Source organism: Streptomyces longisporus (genome assembly GCF_039532765.1).
In the GTDB taxonomy this organism is placed as follows: domain Bacteria; phylum Actinomycetota; class Actinomycetes; order Streptomycetales; family Streptomycetaceae; genus Streptomyces; species Streptomyces longisporus.
Window position 1 is genome coordinate 276,623 of record NZ_BAAASG010000014.1, and the last position, 15,828, is coordinate 292,450.

The window sequence follows — 15,828 nt, forward strand, 5'->3', positions numbered from 1 at the left end:
CCGCCAGGGTTGTCCACGGACAACCCCCGCCCTAGCGTCAGAGCATGAGGCGAACCCCTCCCCGTCGCGGCCGACGCACCCTCACCGGCACCCGCGCCGTCTCCCGCACCCTCTCCCTCGCCGCCGCAGCCCTCGCCGTCACGCTCGGCGCGGGCTGCTCCTCCGGCTCGCCCTCGGCACACGGGACGCCCAGTCCGGACGACACCTCAGCCGTTGCCGCCTGCACCAAACTGATCTCGTACTGGGCCAAGGAGACGATCACCGGCGGGAAGTGGGCCGGCCTCGACTGGGAGCAGAAGGGCCTGTCCAACCAGCAGTACGAAATAATGGACACGATCGTCCAGAACGCCCGCACCGAGCAGGAACGCCACGGACTGGGCTCCGCAAAGAAGTTGATCGACCGTCAGTCGGAGCAGCGCTGCACCGAGGAGAACGGTGCCACCTGGAGCTCACAGAACTGGCGCCCACCGAAATGACCAGCGGCATCGGCCCGGTAGAGGAGTCCCCAGCCGAAGCCCGGGAGGCGGGTGAGGTCCTCGCCTCCGGCCGCCAACTCCCTTGGGGCCGCCCACGACTGCGCGCCGCCCTGACCGTCACCGGCCTGGCCGCCGCCCTCACCGCCACGCTCTTCACCGCGCCCCTCGACGACGCCCGGCAGGCCGCCTTCACCCCCTGGCCGCTCAGCGTCACCGAACTCACCTACACCGGCCTGCGCGAACCCCCCGACCCCCGCACCCGGACCTTCACCTTCCGGCTGCGGGCCCTTCTCGACGCCGGCCCGCCCACCACACTGACCCGCCTCGCACAGCCCTACGACGGCCTGACCATGAGCACCAGCCCCGCCACCCCCCTCACCCTGAGGGCCGGGAAACCCCGCACCCTCACCCTCCTGGTAGCCGTCCGCCACTGCACCGGACTTCCACAGGGCGTCGAACTTCCTTTCCTGAACGTAACGTTGCGTAACACGCGTGGAACGCAGAACCCGAGCTACATCCTCGGCGCCGCCTATGCGCAAGACCTCTCCGCGTCACTCCGCACCCTCTGCATGTGATACCGGTCACAAGATCTCGTCACGCCCGAACGGAACTGCGGATTCTCACCATGCGGTCACCCCGGCGCGGCCGGAAAGCCCGATCTGCCCACCTGAAGTCACAAGCTTCGATTTTTATGCATAACAAGAAAGTCACATCCTTACCTTCACCGGTCCCCCACCCCGCCGACTGGACCTAAAGTCACCGCCAGTCACTGTGCCACGGGGGCGTAAAAACGGATTCGAACCATCGAGTCCGGCCACCAGCACAACGGCACCTCACCAGAGGGAGCCGCGCCTGGGAAAGGACTGACCGTGCGAAACCGTTCCTTGCTCATCCTCACCACCGTGATCACCACTGGTGCCCTCACGCTGACCGCATGCGGCTCGCGCGACAAGAACGATTCCAAGAGCAACAGCGGCACCACCGTCGTCATCGGTGTCGACGCACCCCTCACCGGCTCGCTCTCCGCGCTCGGCCAGGGCATCAAGAACTCCGTGGACCTCGCCGCCAAGACGGCCAACAAGAACAACGAGGTCAAGGGCATCACCTTCAAGGTCGTCGCCCTCGACGACCAGGCCGTGCCCGCCTCCGGCCACCAGAACGCCGTCAACCTCGTCGGCAACAAGGACGTCCTCGGCGTCGTCGGCCCCCTCAACTCCGGCGTCGCCCAGTCGATGCAGAGCGACTTCGCCAAGGCCAACCTCACCGAGGTCTCGCCCGCCAACACCAACCCCGCCCTCACCCAGGGCGACAACTGGGCAAAGGGCGACCTCAAGCGCCCCTTCAAGACCTACTTCCGCACGGCCACCACGGACGTCATCCAGGGCCGCTTCGCCGCGCAGTACTACTACAACGACGCGAAGAAGCGGAAGGTCTTCGTGATCGACGACAAGCAGACCTACGGAGCCGGCCTCGCCGCGATCTTCTCCCAGGAGTTCAAGCGCCTCGGCGGCAAGGTCGTCGGCACCGACCACATCACCGTGAAGGAGACCGACTTCTCCTCCACCGCCGACAAGGTCAAGTCCTCCGGCGCCGACTCCGTCTACTTCGGCGGCCAGTACCCCGAAGGCGGCCTCATCTCCGACCAGGTCAAGAAGGCCGGAGCCAAGATCCCCACCATGGGCGGCGACGGCATCTACGACCCCGCCTTCATCTCCGCCTCCGGCGTCTCCAACGACGGTGACCTCGCCACCTCCGTCGGCTACCCCGTCGAACAGCTCGACACCGCCAAGACCTTCATCGCCGACTACAAGGCAGCCGGCTACAAGGACCCCTACGCGGCCTACGGCGGCTACTCCTACGACGCCGCCTGGTCCATCATCCAGGCCGTCAAGGCCGTCGTCGAAGCCAACAACGGCAAGCTCCCCAGCGACGCCCGCGCCAAGATCACCGAAGCCATGCAGAAGGTCTCCTTCGACGGCGTCACCGGCAAGGTCTCCTTCGACCAGTACGGCGACACCACCAACAAGCAGCTGACCGTGTACAAGGTCGAGAACGGCGCCTGGAAGGCCGTCAAGAGCGCCACCTTCAAGGACTGACCCGCACAACCAAGCCCCGCACCACCTGAAACCCACCGCGCGAGGGCGCAAACAGCGCCCTCGCGCGGAGTCATATCCGACACGCTCATCGGAGGCCCTGCGGTGCACGAACTGCCGCAAACGCTGGCCAACGGCCTGACCCTCGGTGCCCTGTATGGCCTCATCGCCATCGGCTACACCATGGTTTACGGGATCGTCCAGCTCATCAACTTCGCCCACGGCGAGATCTACATGATCGGGGGCTTCGGCGCCCTCACCATCTACATCTGGCTGCCCAGCGGCACCCCACTGCTCGTCGCCATCCCGTTCATGATCATCGGCGGCGTCATCGCCTCGGTGGCCGTCGCCACCGCCGCCGAACGATTCGCCTACCGGCCACTGCGCACCGCCCCACGCCTGGCCCCCCTGATCACCGCAATCGGCCTCTCCATCGCCCTCCAGCAAATCGTCTGGGGCTTCTACCCCGGCGCCAAGCAGGCCAAGAGCTTCCCCGAATTCCACGGAGACGCCTTCAAAATCACCGACAACCTGCAGATCCAGCGCGCCGACCTCTTCCTCCTCATAGCCGCCCCCCTCTGCATGCTCATGCTCGGACTCTTCGTCTCCAAGAGCCGCGCCGGCCGCGCCATGCAAGCCACCGCCCAAGACCCCGACACCGCCAAACTCATGGGCGTCAACACCGACCGCATCATCGTCATGGCCTTCGCCATCGGCGCCGCCTTCGCCGCCATCGCCGCCGTCTCCTCCGGCCTCAAATACGGCCAGATCAACTACGAGATGGGCTTCATCGCCGGCCTCAAAGCCTTCACCGCAGCCGTCCTCGGCGGCATCGGCAACATCTACGGCGCCATGCTCGGCGGCGTCGTCCTCGGCCTCGCCGAAGCCCTCTCCATCCAGTACATCCAGGACATCCCCGGAATGGACAAGCTCGGCGGCGGCGCCTGGGCCAACGTCTGGGCCTTCGTCCTCCTCATTCTCGTCCTCCTGGTCAGGCCCCAAGGCCTGCTCGGCGAGCGCGTCGCGGATCGAGCGTGATATCGATGACCACCCAAAACCACGAAAACACGCCCGTCATCCCCCTCCCGGAAGCAGGCGCACGCCTCACACTCGCCGTCGGCGCCCTCGCAACACTCGCGAGCACCTTCCTCTCCTGGACCTACACCACCGACTTCCCCGGCGACCTCACCGTCACCGGCTACCCCGGCGGCCTCCAAGTCCTCACCCTCGCGGGCGCCATACTCACCCTCATCTACGCCCTCGCCGGCCACGGCATACGAGGCTTCCGCTGGCTCAACCCCGCCGGCAACAACACCCCCCTGCTCCTGATGGCCCTCGGCACCTTCGCCACCACCTGGTTCACCGTCATCGCCATCGCCATCGAACTCGGCGGACTCGTCAACCTCGACCCCGGCGGCTTCATCGCAGCAGCAGCCTCACTCATCACGCTGCTCGCCGCCCTCGCGCTCCCCCTCCCGCGCGACACCGACCCCACCACCACCCCCGTCAAACGAGCCACCACCCCCCTCTTCGGCACCGCACACGGCCGCCTCAAGCAGCCCGCCACCCTCAACTCCTGGGCCGAAATCGGCATCATCATCGCCGTCTTCGCCCTCGGCCTGTGGATCGCCGCCTACGGCATCCAAACCCCCTACGGCGAACTCTTCGTCGGCTACCTCATCATCACCGGATTCGCCTTCGGCGCCATCGCCCGAGCCGGACTCACCACCCGCCTCCAGGCCCTCACCACCAAACACCGCCAAGTCACCATCGGCGCCGCCTTCGCCGCCGCCGCAGCATTCCCCTTCACCCAGAACACCGACGAATTCACCCTGCTCGCCGTCAGCATCCTGATCTTCGCCACCGTCGCCCTCGGCCTCAACGTCGTCGTCGGCCTCGCCGGACTCCTCGACCTCGGCTACGTCGCCTTCCTCGGCGTCGGCGCCTACACCGCAGCACTCGTCTCCGGCACCACCGCGAGCACCTTCCACGTCACCTTCCCGTTCTGGGCCGCCGTCCTCACCGGCGCCGCCGCCTCCCTCATCTTCGGCGTCCTCATCGGCGCCCCCACCCTGCGACTGCGCGGCGACTACCTCGCCATCGTCACCCTCGGCTTCGGAGAAATCTTCCGCATCGCCATGGGCAACCTCGACGGCACCTCAGGCCCCAACATCACCAACGGGCCCAACGGCATCCCCAACATCCCCGACCTCAAAATCCTCGGCTTCGACTTCGGCGCCACCCACAACATCCTCGGCTTCACCCTCGGCTCCTACGCCAACTACTTCTGGCTGATGCTCATCTGCACCGCGCTGGTCGTCACGATCTTCGCCCGCGCCGGCAACTCCCGCATCGGCCGCGCCTGGGTCGCCATCCGCGAAGACGAAACCGCCGCCACCGCCATGGGCATCAACGGCTTCCGCGTCAAACTCATCGCCTTCGCCCTCGGCGCCACCCTCGCCGGCCTCGCCGGCACCATCCAGGCCCACGTACAGCACACCGTCGTCCCCGAGATGTACGTCTTCGCCGGCCCCGTCCCCCCCAGCTCCGCATTCCTCCTCGCCGCCGTCATCCTCGGCGGCATGGGCACCATCACCGGCCCCCTCCTCGGCGCGACACTGCTCTACGTCATCCCCACCAAACTCCAGTTCCTCAACGACTACCAGCTGCTCTTCTTCGGCATCGCACTCGTCCTCCTGATGCGCTTCCGCCCCGAAGGAATCGTCGCCAACAAACGACAGCAGCTCGAATACCACGAGACCGACCAACTCGCCGTACCCGAAGGCGCAACCCTCCCCGAAGGCACGGTCGGCGTCTCCAAGGCAGGGGCGTGAGACCCGCGATGACCACCAACACCACCACCGAGTCGACCCCCGGCACCCCCGTACTCGAAGCCGCCGGAGTCACCATGCGCTTCGGCGGACTCACCGCCGTACGCAACGTCGACTTCACCGTCAACGCCGGCGAAATCGTCGGACTCATCGGCCCCAACGGCGCCGGCAAAACCACCTTCTTCAACTGCCTCACCGGCCTGTACATCCCCACCGAAGGCACCGTCCGCTACAAAGGCAACGTCCTACCCCCCAAGCCGCACCTCGTCACCAAAGCCGGCATGGCCCGCACCTTCCAGAACATCCGGCTCTTCGCCAACATGACCGTCCTGGAAAACGTCCTCGTCGGCCGCCACACCCGCACCAAAGAAGGCCTCTGGTCAGCACTGCTGCGCGGCCCCGGCTTCAAGAAGGCCGAAAAGGCCAGCGAAGAACGAGCCCTGGAACTCCTCGAGTTCATCGGACTGGAGCACAAGCGCGACCACCTGGCACGCAACCTCCCCTACGGCGAACAGCGCAAGCTCGAAATCGCCCGCGCACTCGCATCCGAACCCGGCCTGCTCCTCCTCGACGAGCCCACCGCCGGCATGAACCCCCAGGAAACGCGGGCAACCGAAGAACTCGTCTTCGCCATCCGCGACAAGGGCATCGCCGTCCTCGTCATCGAGCACGACATGCGCTTCATCTTCAACCTCTGCGACCGCGTCGCCGTCCTCGTCCAAGGCGAAAAACTCGTCGAAGGCACCTCCGAAGTCGTCCAGGCCGACGAACGCGTCATCGCCGCATACCTCGGCGAACCCTTCGAAGGCGACCCCGGAGAAGCAGAAGCCGCCGAAATAGCCGCCGCAGAAGCCGGAGCCGCCGACAGCACCACCAGCACCACCAAGGGAGAAGCCCAGTGACCGCACTCCTCGAGGTCGAAGACCTCCGGGTCGCCTACGGCAAAATCGAAGCCGTCAAAGGCATCTCCTTCAAGGTCGAAGCAGGCCAGGTCGTCACCCTCATCGGCACCAACGGCGCCGGCAAAACCACCACCCTGCGCACCCTCTCCGGCCTCCTCAAGCCCAGCCACGGAAAGATCACCTTCGACGGCAAGCCGCTCTCCGGCATTCCGGCCCACAAAATCGTCGCCCTGGGCCTCGCCCACTCCCCCGAAGGCCGACACATCTTTCCGCGCCTCACCATCGAGGAGAACCTGCAACTCGGCGCCTTCCTGAGAAAGGACAAGGAAGGCATCCAAAAGGACATACAGAGGGCCTACGACCTCTTCCCGATCCTCGGAGAACGCCGCAAGCAGGCCGCCGGCACCCTCTCGGGCGGGGAGCAGCAGATGCTGGCAATGGGCCGCGCGCTGATGTCCCAGCCGAAACTGCTGATGCTCGACGAGCCCTCCATGGGTCTCTCCCCGATCATGATGCAGAAGATCATGTCGACGATCGTGGAACTCAAGGCCCAGGGCACGACCATCCTCCTCGTCGAACAGAACGCCCAGGCAGCCCTGTCACTCGCCGACCAGGGACACGTCATGGAGGTCGGCAACATCGTCCTCTCCGGCACCGGCGAGGACCTCCTGCACGACGAGTCCGTACGCAAGGCGTACCTCGGCGAGGACTGAGGCTGACTCGCTCGGCTGTACGACGAGGCCCGCGCCCCTGGTTCTCCAGGGACGCGGGCCTCGGTCTGTGTATGGATGCCGGGGTCAGCCCTTCGCGGCCTTCTTCTCATCCGCGTCCTGAATGACCGCCTCCGCAACCTGCTGCATCGACATCCGACGATCCATCGACGTCTTCTGAATCCACCGGAACGCCGCCGGCTCCGTCAGCCCGTACTCCGTCTGGAGGATGGACTTCGCCCGGTCGACCAGCTTGCGGGTCTCCAGGCGGAGCGTGAGGTCAGCGACCTCCTTCTCCAGCTCCTTCAGCTCCGTGAAGCGCGAGACAGCCATCTCAATGGCCGGAACGACATCACTCTTGCTGAACGGCTTCACGAGGTACGCCATCGCGCCGGCATCGCGAGCCCGCTCCACGAGGTCGCGCTGCGAGAAGGCCGTAAGCATCAGCACGGGGGCGATGCGCTCCTCGGCGATCTTCTCGGCCGCCGAGATGCCGTCCAGCTTGGGCATCTTCACATCGAGAATCACGAGGTCCGGCTGGTGCTCACGGGCAAGCTCGATGGCCTGCTCGCCGTCACCGGCCTCGCCGACGACGCTGTAGCCCTCTTCCTCCAGCATCTCTTTGAGGTCGAGCCGGATCAGGGCCTCGTCCTCGGCGATGACGACACGGGTCGTCAGCGGAGGCACGTGCGACTTGTCGTCGTCGGGCGCGTCTACGGGCTGGGGCGACTCGGGGGCGGTCACGGGGGCTCCTCGTTCAGGGGCAGGGGTGCTGCTGACAAGAGCCTACCTAGCTGCGATAAGGTAGGAGCACAGCGGGTGACCGCTGACCTTTGTTTTAGAGGAAGCCCCGGTAGTCCAGCGGGAGAGACACGGTGCTCAAACCACCGACAGCGTGGGTTCGAATCCCACCCGGGGCACTTTTCCTTCGATTCGAAGGCGCGGCCTGAAAGCGGATGTCCACGTTCTCGTGAACATCCGCTTTTTGCTGCGTGTCGTCGCGATCACTCTCGCAGTCTGTTCGCATGTACGACATCAGCATGCGCAAGCGAGCGCTGGCGCTGGTCTCCCAAGGGCGCAGCCTGAACTCCGTAAGCAAGGAGACGGGTATCTCGCGCGCAGCGATCCGCTCTTGGCAGGACCGTCTCGAACCCCTCCCCCGTATGACGCCTCCGGCCCCCGAGCCTCCCGCTGACGAAATCGCGTACGCCTATCTGTTGGGCCTCTATCTCGGCGACGGTTGCATCAGTGCCCACCCGCGCAGCACGGGTTACTATCTAAGGATCGCGTGCGCCGACGCATGGCCCGGCCTCCTCCAGGAGTGCCGCGAGGCCATCCAGAAAGTGGTCCCCGGGATCGGTGTCTACACACTTCAGAGGCAGGGCTGCGCTGCGGTGACGAGCTATTCCCGGCAGTGGCCTCACCTCTTCCCTCAACACGGCCCCGGCAAGAAGCACGAGCGCGCCATCAGTCTCGTGCCTTGGCAGCGGGAAATCGTCAACACCCACCCGTGGGAATTCATCCGCGGCCTCATCCACTCCGACGGCTGCCGCATCACGAACTGGACCACTCGCCTCGTCGCGGGTACACGAAAGCGCTACGAATACCCGCGCTACTTCTTCACCAACGTGTCCGGCGACATCCGCCAGCTCTACACCGACACTCTCGACAAGCTCGGCGTGCAGTGGACGTACTGCACCCGCAACGGCGACCCGTTCAACATCTCCGTCGCCCGCAAAGCCTCAGTAGCCCTCATGGACGCCCACGTAGGCCCCAAGTACTGACCCCAGAGCCCTACTTGGGACTGTCATCCTCCCCAATGTGATGCACCCGCACCATGTTCGTGGACCCCGAAACCCCCGGAGGCGACCCCGCCGTAATCACCACGACGTCCCCCTTCTCGCAGCGGCCGTACTTGAGCAACAGCTCGTCCACCTGCTCGACCATCGCATCCGTCGAGTCCACGTGCGGCCCGAGGAACGTCTCCGCGCCCCACGTCAGGCTCAGCTGCGATCGCGTCGCCGGCTCCGGCGTAAACGCCAGTAGCGGGATCGGGGAGCGGTAGCGCGAAAGGCGGCGGGCCGTGTCGCCCGACTGGGTGAAGGCGACCAGGAACCTGGCGCCGAGGAAGTCGCCCATTTCCGCCGCCGCTCGGGCGACCGCGCCGCCCTGGGTGCGGGGCTTGTTCCGTTCCGTCAGGGGCGGGAGGCCCTTCGCGAGGATGTCCTCCTCTGCGGCCTCCACAATCTTGGCCATCGTGCGGACCGTCTCGATGGGGTATTTGCCGACGCTCGTCTCCCCGGACAGCATCACGGCGTCCGTGCCGTCGATCACGGCATTCGCGACGTCACTCGCCTCTGCCCGCGTGGGTCGCGAATTGTCGATCATCGAGTCGAGCATCTGGGTGGCCACGATGACCGGCTTGGCATTGCGCTTCGCCAACTTGATCGCGCGCTTTTGGACGATCGGGACCTGTTCGAGAGGCATCTCCACGCCCAAGTCCCCGCGCGCGACCATGATGCCGTCGAAGGCGGCGACGATGTCGTCGATCGCGTCGACTGCCTGGGGTTTCTCGACCTTGGCGATGACGGGCAGGCGGCGGGCCTCTTCGTCCATGATGCGGTGGACGTCTTCGATGTCGCGGCCGCTGCGGACGAAGGACAGCGCGATGACGTCGAAGCCGGTGCGCAGCGCCCAGCGCAGGTCTGCTTCGTCCTTGTCCGAGAGGGCGGGGACGGAGACCGCGACTCCGGGGAGGTTGAGGCCTTTGTGGTCGGAGACCATGCCTCCTTCGATGACCCTGGTGTGGATGCGGGGGCCGTCGACCTGGGTGACTTCGAGGGAGACCTTGCCGTCGTCGACGAGGATGCGTTCGCCGGGGGTGACGTCGTGGGCGAGGCCGGGGTATGTGGTGCCGCAGGTGTGGCCATTGCCTTGGACACCCTCCTCCACCGTGATGGTGAAGGTGTCGCCGCGTTCAAGGAGTGCGGGGCCTTCGGTGAAGTGGCCGAGGCGGATCTTCGGGCCTTGAAGGTCGGCGAGGAGTCCGACGCTGCGGCCGGTTTCGTCGGCGGCCTTTCGCACGCGCTGGTAGCGCTCCTCGTGTTCGGCGTGGGTGCCGTGGCTGAGGTTGAAGCGGGCTACGTCCATTCCGGCTTCTACGAGGGCTTTGATCTGGTCGTAGGAGTCGGTGGCGGGGCCCAGGGTGCAGACGATTTTTGCTCGGCGCATGGTTCGACCCTAGGCCTTACCAGCGGGTAGAGAATTTGGCGTGCGTGACTACTCAACAACCTTTGGATGAAGGCTTGTTGACAAGTATTGAATTGTGCAGATGCATGCTCTGATGAGCATTCGAACGGCTTCGGACCGGAGTTCTAGAGCCGTGGCGGGGTCATGGTGAATCGGGCATTGACGGCGGCGTAGACATGTTGGCGTTGGGGTTCGAGGTCGAGGGGTGCGGCGGTGTCTTCGGCGGCTGCGCCGTAGGCCATGGAGCGCATGCGGGCGCCGGGGGCCGGTGGGTAGGGCTGGGTGTTTTCGGCTCCGATGTCGGCGAGTTCTACGAGGGCTGCGAGGGTGGTACCGAGTGCTTCTGCGTATTCCTTGGCTCGTTGGACTGCCTCTTTGACGGCTTGTTGGCGGGCTTGGCGGTGGGCGGGTGAGTCGGGGCGCAGCGCCCACCAGGGGCCGTCGACTCGTGCGAGTTCGAGGTCGGCGAGGCGGGTGGTGAGTTCGCCAAGGGCGGTGAAGTCCGTGAGTTCGGCGGTGACGTGGACGCGGCCGTGGTAGGCGTGGATGCGTTCGCCGCGGCCGTGTTCTTTGAGTTCGGGCGTGATGGAGAAGGATCCGGTCTCCAGCCGCTCCACTGCCTCCCCATATGTCTTGATGAGGTCGAGTGCGGTGGTGTTGCGCCGGGTGAGGTCGTCGAGGGCGGTGCGGCGGTCTTTGCCGCGGGAGGCGACGGTGATGCCGATGCGGGCGATTTCGGGGTCGACTTCGAGGTGGGCTTCGCCGCGTACGGCGATGCGGGGGGCGTCGGGGGTGCCGTAGGGGACGGCGGGGTGGGTGTCGTGGGGTGGGGTGGTCATACGTCTCACTCTGTCAGTTCTGGGTTGGTTGCAGGTGGGGGTTGTGGGTGTTGGGGTCATCGGATCGAGACCTGCGGGGTCTGTTGCTGGTTGCCGTGTCCGGGTCAGAATCTACGCGCGTTGTTGACCATTCGCCGAGGAGATCCTGGCATGCCTTTGAACCGTCTGAACCGTCGGAAGTTTCTGAAGGAGTCCGCCGCGGCCGGGGCGGGGGTGGTGATCGCGGGTGCGGTGGCGGCCCCGGCGGCGCAGGCCGCGGAGAGCGCGGCGGTGAAGAAGCCGGCCAGGCGGTACTCGCTCACTGTGATGGGCACGACCGATCTGCACGGTCACGTCTTCAACTGGGACTACTTCAAGGACGCGGAGTACTCCGACAAGGCGGGCAATGCGCAGGGTCTGGCGCGTATCTCGACGCTGGTGAACCAGGTGCGGGCGGAGAAGGGCCGCTGCAACACGCTGCTGCTGGATGCGGGCGACACGATCCAGGGCACCCCGCTGACGTACTACTACGCGAAGGTGGATCCGATCACCGCGGAGGGTGGTCCGGTGCATCCGATGGCGCAGGCGATGAACGCGATCGGGTATGACGCGGCGGCGCTGGGCAACCACGAGTTCAACTACGGTATCGAGACGCTGCGGAAGTTCGAGGAGCAGCTGCGTTTCCCGCTGCTGGGTGCGAATGCGCTGGATGTGAAGACGCAGCGGCCGGCTTTTCCGCCGTATGTCATCAAGAAGTTCCGGGTGCCGGGGCTGCCGTCGGTGAAGGTGGCGGTGCTGGGTCTGACCAATCCCGGTATTGCGATCTGGGACAAGGCTTATGTGCAGGGGAAGTTGGAGTTTCCGGGTCTGGAGGAGCAGGCGGCGAAGTGGGTGCCGAGGCTGAAGTCGATGGGTGCGGATGTGGTGGTCGTGTCGGCGCACTCCGGCTCCTCGGGTACGTCGTCGTACGGTGACCAGCTGCCGTACGTCGAGAACTCGGCCGCATTGGTGGCTCAGCAGGTGCCGGACATCGATGCGATTCTGGTCGGTCATGCGCATGTAGAGATTCCGGAGTTGAGGGTCACCAATGCCAGGACCGGGAAGACGGTGGTGTTGTCCGAGCCGCTGGCGTACGCGGAGCGGCTGTCGCTGTTCGACATCGAGCTGGTCTTCGCGAAGGGCGGCTGGAGCGTGGAGTCCGTCTCGTCGAGGGTGCTCAACTCCAATTCCGTCGCCGACGACCCGAAGATCACCAAGTTGTTGTCGGACGAGCATGCGAAGGTCGTCGAGTACGTCAACCAGGTGGTGGGTACGGCGACGGAGACGTTGACGACGGTCGAGGCGCGGTACAAGGACGCGCCGATCATCGATCTGATCACCAAGGTCCAGGAGGATGTGGTGAAGGCGGCGTTGGCGGGCACCGAGTATGCGTCGCTGCCTGTGCTGGCGCAGGCTTCGCCTTTCTCCCGTACCTCGGAGATCCCGGCCGGCGAGGTGACGATCCGGGATCTGTCGAGCCTTTATGTGTACGACAACACGCTGGTCGCGAAGCTGCTGACGGGTGCGCAGCTCAAGGCGTATCTGGAGTACTCGGCGGAGTATTTCGTGCAGACGGCGCCGGACGCGGTGGTCGATGTGGAGAAGCTGACGAATGCGAACAACCGCCCGGACTACAACTACGACTATGTGTCGGGGCTGTCGTACGAGATCGACATCGCCCAGCCGGCGGGGTCGCGGGTGAGGAATGTGACCTACAAGGGTGCCGCGCTGGACGATGCGCAGAAGTTCGTGTTCGCGGTGAACAACTATCGGGCCAACGGTGGTGGTGCGTTCCCACATGTGGCGTCCGCGCAGGAGCTGTGGTCGGAGTCGACGGAGATCCGGACGCGGATCGCGGAGTGGGTGACGGCGAAGGGTGTGCTGGATCCGAAGGACTTCGCGTCGGTGGACTGGCGGCTGACGCGGGGCGGTGCGCCGGTTTTCTAGGGCGGCTGTTTCTGGAGCGTCTAAAGATTGAGCAGTGACAGGTCCACGGCGTCGGCGATGGCTTTTGCGCCGGCGTCGTTGACGTGGAGGCCGTCGCCGCCGTTGAAATCGGGGCGGATGCGGTCCGGGGCGGTGGGGTCGGCGACGGCGGCGGCGATGTCGATGACGGCGTCGAAGGGGTGCTCGGTGCCGAGGAGCCAGGTGTTGACGTCGCGGCGTACGGCCTGGCCGGTTTCGGTGTCGTAGCCCTCATGGACGGTGCCGCGGTAGGGGCCGATCGTGGAGCCGATGACGGTGAGTCCGGCGCTGTGCAGTCGGTCGGCGAGGGTGGTCAGGCCGGCGATGAACGCGGTGGCGGTGGGGCCTTCGGCGGCTTCGGGGTGGGCGATGAGGCCGGGGAGTCCGAGGTCGTTGAGGCCGATGTGGATGAGGACGTGGCTGACGCCGGGCACGGCGAGGACGTCGTGGTCGATGCGGGAGAGCAGGTGGTCGCCGATCTCGTCGGTGAGGAGGCGGTTGCCGGAGATGCCCTGGTTGACGATCCAGCCGCGGGTGAGTCGGCGGCTGAGCTGTGCGGGGAAGCTGTTGTCGGCGCCGGGGGTGGTGAAGGCGCCTTCGATCCAGGAGTCGCCGAAGGCGACGGCGATGCGGGTGTCGGCGGGGGCGAGGACGTCGACGCCGGTGAGGAAGTGGCCGGTGGGCAGTTCTTCGGCGCTGTGGAGCAGTTCGGCGGAGAGTTGGTTGCCGGGGACGGCGTGTCCGGTGTCGTAGGGCACTGCGCTGTAGGTGCTGAGTCCTGTGTCGCCGGGCAGGTAGAGGCTGAGGGTGAGTTCTTCGCCGGCGCTGACGGGGAGTTCGACGGGGTCGCTGGTGATGTCCTCGCCGACGGGGATGGTGACGGTTTCGGCGCCGGAGAAGTGCAGCGGTGTGTCGCTGGTGGGGTCGATGCCGCTGCCGTGCGTGCGTACGGCGAGGTGGGCGCCGCCGATGTCGAGGGGTTCCTTGCCGTAGCGGTTGCTGAGCCGTAGTCGTAGTGCTTCGCCTCCGCCGGCGAGGCGGATGGACTGCCGGATGGTCTGGTCGGTGAAGCCGCGGGGTTCGAAGAGGTGGAAGGCCTCGTGCGGGTTGATGACGGCGATGCGGTGGGCTGCGATCCAGGTCGTGGTCATGGCTTGCTCCAACGTCACCGCCGCCGGAGTTCTTCCTGCCTGTCTGTGGCGCCCGAATTCGGGTGCCTGTTCAGCGGCTCATTGCCTGTCGTCGACGAGGGGGGTGAGGACGGGTGCCTGGCGGGCGCGGGGGATGTGCGGGTGTTGCTGCTGGTCGAGTCCGAAGGTGGTGAAGGCGGTTCGGGCGGGGAGGGGGTAGGTCTCTTTTCCGGTGAGGGAGTTGAGGATGGTGGCCGAGCGCCAGGCGGCGAGGCCGAGGTCGGGGGTGCCGACTCCATGGGTGTGGCGTTCGGCGTTCTGGACGTAGATGTGGCAGTTGGCGGCACTGATGGAGGGGTCGAGGGCGAGGCGGAAGCGTTCGTCGATGCGGGGGCGGTGACGGCTGTCGCGTCGCAGGTAGGGGTCGAGGCCGGCGAGGAGGCGGTCGAGGGGGCGTTCGCGGTAGCCGGTGGCGAGGATGACGGCGTCGGTGGTGAGGCGGGAGCGGGAGTCCTGCTGGGTGTGTTCCAGGTGGAGTTCGACTTTGGTGGTGGCGAGGCGGCCTGCGGTGCGGACGCGGACGCCGGGGGTGAGGACGACGTCGGGCCAGCCGCCGTTCAGGGTGCGGTGGTAGAGCTCGTCGTGGATGGCGGCGATGGTGTCGGCGTCGATGCCTTTGTGGAGTTGCCACTGGCTGGTGACGAGGCGGTCGCGGACGGCTTCGGGGAGGGCGTGGAAGTAGCGGGTGTAGTCGGGGGTGAAGTGTTCGAGGCCGAGTTTGGAGTACTCCATGGGGGCGAAGGCCTCGGTGCGGCCGAGCCAGTGGATTTTTTCGCGGCCTGCGGGGCGGGCGCGGAGCAGGTCGAGGAAGATCTCGGCGCCCGACTGGCCTGATCCGATGACGGTGACATGGTCGGCGGTGCGGAACGTGTCGCGGTGGGCGAGGTAGTCGGCGGAGTGGACGACGGGTACGCCGGGGGCTTCGACGAGGGTTTTGAGTGGTTCGGGGATGTGGGGTTCGGTGCCGATGCCGAGGGCGATGTTGCGGGTGTGGGTGCGGCCGAGGGCTTCGGCTTCTCCGTCGGGGCCCAGTTGGGTGTAGTCGACTTCGAAGACGTCGCGTTCGGGGTTCCAGCGGACGGCGTCGATCTGGTGGCCGAAGTGGAGTCCGGTCAGGCCGGCGGCGACCCAGCGGCAGTAGGTGTCGTACTCGGCGCGCTGGATGTGGAAGCGCTCGGCGAAGTAGAAGGGGAAGAGGCGGTCGCGGGATTTGAGGTGGTTGAGGAAGGTCCAGGGGCTGGTGGGGTCGGCGAGGGTGACCAGGTCGGCGAGGAAGGGGACTTGGATGCGGGAGCCGTCGATGAGGAGGCCGGGGTGCCAGGCGAAGGAGGGGCGCTGGTCGTAGAAGGCGGTGTCGAGTGCGGTGAGGGGGTGGGCGAGGGCGGCGAGGGAGAGGTTGAAGGGGCCGATGCCGATGCCGACGAGGTCGCGGGGTGCGTCGGGCTCGTGGTGTGGGTGCGGGGGCGTGCTCATCGGGGTGGTTCCTTCCACGGGTCTTCGGCGGAGTCTGCGCAGTCCTGGGTGGGTGCGTGGACTTCGCGGGCGGCTTTCGCCT

General features: G+C 66.3%; 14 protein-coding genes and 1 tRNA gene. 10 read left to right on the forward strand and 5 right to left on the reverse strand.

Translation table 11 applies throughout. The features are described from left to right. Positions 1-44 precede the first annotated feature (44 nt). From ABD355_RS30220 to ABD355_RS30250, 7 genes are all read left to right on the forward strand, one after another. Positions 45-476 carry a hypothetical protein gene (locus ABD355_RS30220; RefSeq protein WP_344403967.1) on the forward strand — a complete coding sequence of 144 codons (432 nt, stop codon included), beginning with the start codon at positions 45-47 and terminating at the stop codon, positions 474-476. After that, the gene (locus tag ABD355_RS30225) at positions 473-1,051 is read left to right on the forward strand and encodes a hypothetical protein (protein ID WP_344403968.1); all 579 of its coding nucleotides are present in this window, start codon (positions 473-475) and stop codon (positions 1,049-1,051) included. The genes ABD355_RS30220 and ABD355_RS30225 overlap by 4 nt, the downstream gene beginning before the upstream one ends. 294 nt (positions 1,052-1,345) lie before the next feature. After that, positions 1,346-2,572, forward strand: coding sequence for a branched-chain amino acid ABC transporter substrate-binding protein (locus ABD355_RS30230; RefSeq protein ID WP_344403969.1), 1,227 nt, complete (start codon positions 1,346-1,348; stop codon positions 2,570-2,572). Positions 2,573-2,674: 102 nt separating this feature from the next. After that, positions 2,675-3,607, forward strand: coding sequence for a branched-chain amino acid ABC transporter permease (locus tag ABD355_RS30235; RefSeq protein ID WP_344403970.1), 933 nt, complete (start codon positions 2,675-2,677; stop codon positions 3,605-3,607). Positions 3,608-3,612: 5 nt separating this feature from the next. Continuing rightward, complete coding sequence (locus ABD355_RS30240; protein WP_344403971.1) at positions 3,613-5,403, forward strand: branched-chain amino acid ABC transporter permease; 1,791 nt, start codon at positions 3,613-3,615, stop codon at positions 5,401-5,403. A gap of 8 nt (positions 5,404-5,411) precedes the next feature. Beyond that, positions 5,412-6,302, forward strand: a complete 891-nt coding sequence (locus ABD355_RS30245; protein ID WP_344403972.1) for an ABC transporter ATP-binding protein — start codon at positions 5,412-5,414, stop codon at positions 6,300-6,302. Continuing rightward, entirely contained in the window at positions 6,299-7,015 is a 717-nt protein-coding gene (locus ABD355_RS30250) for an ABC transporter ATP-binding protein (protein ID WP_344403973.1), read from the forward strand. The genes ABD355_RS30245 and ABD355_RS30250 overlap by 4 nt, the downstream gene beginning before the upstream one ends. Before the next feature lie 84 nt (positions 7,016-7,099). Here ABD355_RS30250 and ABD355_RS30255 read toward each other — a convergent pair whose 3' ends face one another. Next, positions 7,100-7,756, reverse strand: coding sequence for an ANTAR domain-containing response regulator (locus tag ABD355_RS30255; protein ID WP_344403975.1), 657 nt, complete (start codon positions 7,754-7,756; stop codon positions 7,100-7,102). 103 nt (positions 7,757-7,859) lie between these two features. Between ABD355_RS30255 and ABD355_RS30260 the strand changes: the two genes are divergently transcribed. Next, a tRNA-Leu gene (locus ABD355_RS30260) sits at positions 7,860-7,932 on the forward strand. 105 nt (positions 7,933-8,037) lie between these two features. After that, positions 8,038-8,796: a helix-turn-helix domain-containing protein gene (locus ABD355_RS30265; RefSeq protein WP_344403976.1), complete on the forward strand. Its 759-nt coding sequence runs from the start codon at positions 8,038-8,040 to the stop codon at positions 8,794-8,796. Between the two features lie 10 nt (positions 8,797-8,806). Here ABD355_RS30265 and pyk read toward each other — a convergent pair whose 3' ends face one another. Continuing rightward, positions 8,807-10,243, reverse strand: a complete 1,437-nt coding sequence (gene pyk, locus ABD355_RS30270; RefSeq protein WP_344403977.1) for a pyruvate kinase — start codon at positions 10,241-10,243, stop codon at positions 8,807-8,809. Between the two features lie 143 nt (positions 10,244-10,386). After that, a complete protein-coding gene (locus ABD355_RS30275) occupies positions 10,387-11,100 on the reverse strand; it encodes an SIMPL domain-containing protein (protein ID WP_344403978.1) in 714 nt (237 codons plus the stop codon). A gap of 150 nt (positions 11,101-11,250) precedes the next feature. Between ABD355_RS30275 and ABD355_RS30280 the strand changes: the two genes are divergently transcribed. Further along, the gene (locus tag ABD355_RS30280; RefSeq protein WP_344403979.1) at positions 11,251-13,065 is read left to right on the forward strand and encodes a bifunctional metallophosphatase/5'-nucleotidase; all 1,815 of its coding nucleotides are present in this window, start codon (positions 11,251-11,253) and stop codon (positions 13,063-13,065) included. A 20-nt stretch (positions 13,066-13,085) separates the two neighbouring features. Here ABD355_RS30280 and ABD355_RS30285 read toward each other — a convergent pair whose 3' ends face one another. Continuing rightward, the gene (locus ABD355_RS30285; RefSeq protein WP_344403980.1) at positions 13,086-14,234 is read right to left on the reverse strand and encodes a GDSL-type esterase/lipase family protein; all 1,149 of its coding nucleotides are present in this window, start codon (positions 14,232-14,234) and stop codon (positions 13,086-13,088) included. A gap of 78 nt (positions 14,235-14,312) precedes the next feature. Then, positions 14,313-15,746 (reverse strand): lysine N(6)-hydroxylase/L-ornithine N(5)-oxygenase family protein, encoded by a 1,434-nt coding sequence (locus tag ABD355_RS30290; RefSeq protein WP_344403981.1) that lies wholly within the window; start codon positions 15,744-15,746, stop codon positions 14,313-14,315. Positions 15,747-15,828 lie beyond the last annotated feature (82 nt).

Coding starts and splice junctions, on each gene's coding strand:
- ABD355_RS30220 (WP_344403967.1), top strand. CDS start 45: ATGAGGCGAACCCCTCCCCGTCGCGGCCGACGCACCCTCACCGGCACC.
- ABD355_RS30225 (WP_344403968.1), top strand. CDS start 473: ATGACCAGCGGCATCGGCCCGGTAGAGGAGTCCCCAGCCGAAGCCCGG.
- ABD355_RS30240 (WP_344403971.1), top strand. CDS start 3,613: ATGACCACCCAAAACCACGAAAACACGCCCGTCATCCCCCTCCCGGAA.
- ABD355_RS30245 (WP_344403972.1), top strand. CDS start 5,412: ATGACCACCAACACCACCACCGAGTCGACCCCCGGCACCCCCGTACTC.
- ABD355_RS30265 (WP_344403976.1), top strand. CDS start 8,038: ATGTACGACATCAGCATGCGCAAGCGAGCGCTGGCGCTGGTCTCCCAA.
- pyk (WP_344403977.1), bottom strand. CDS start 10,243: ATGCGCCGAGCAAAAATCGTCTGCACCCTGGGCCCCGCCACCGACTCC.
- ABD355_RS30275 (WP_344403978.1), bottom strand. CDS start 11,100: ATGACCACCCCACCCCACGACACCCACCCCGCCGTCCCCTACGGCACC.
- ABD355_RS30280 (WP_344403979.1), top strand. CDS start 11,251: ATGCCTTTGAACCGTCTGAACCGTCGGAAGTTTCTGAAGGAGTCCGCC.
- ABD355_RS30285 (WP_344403980.1), bottom strand. CDS start 14,234: ATGACCACGACCTGGATCGCAGCCCACCGCATCGCCGTCATCAACCCG.
- ABD355_RS30290 (WP_344403981.1), bottom strand. CDS start 15,746: ATGAGCACGCCCCCGCACCCACACCACGAGCCCGACGCACCCCGCGAC.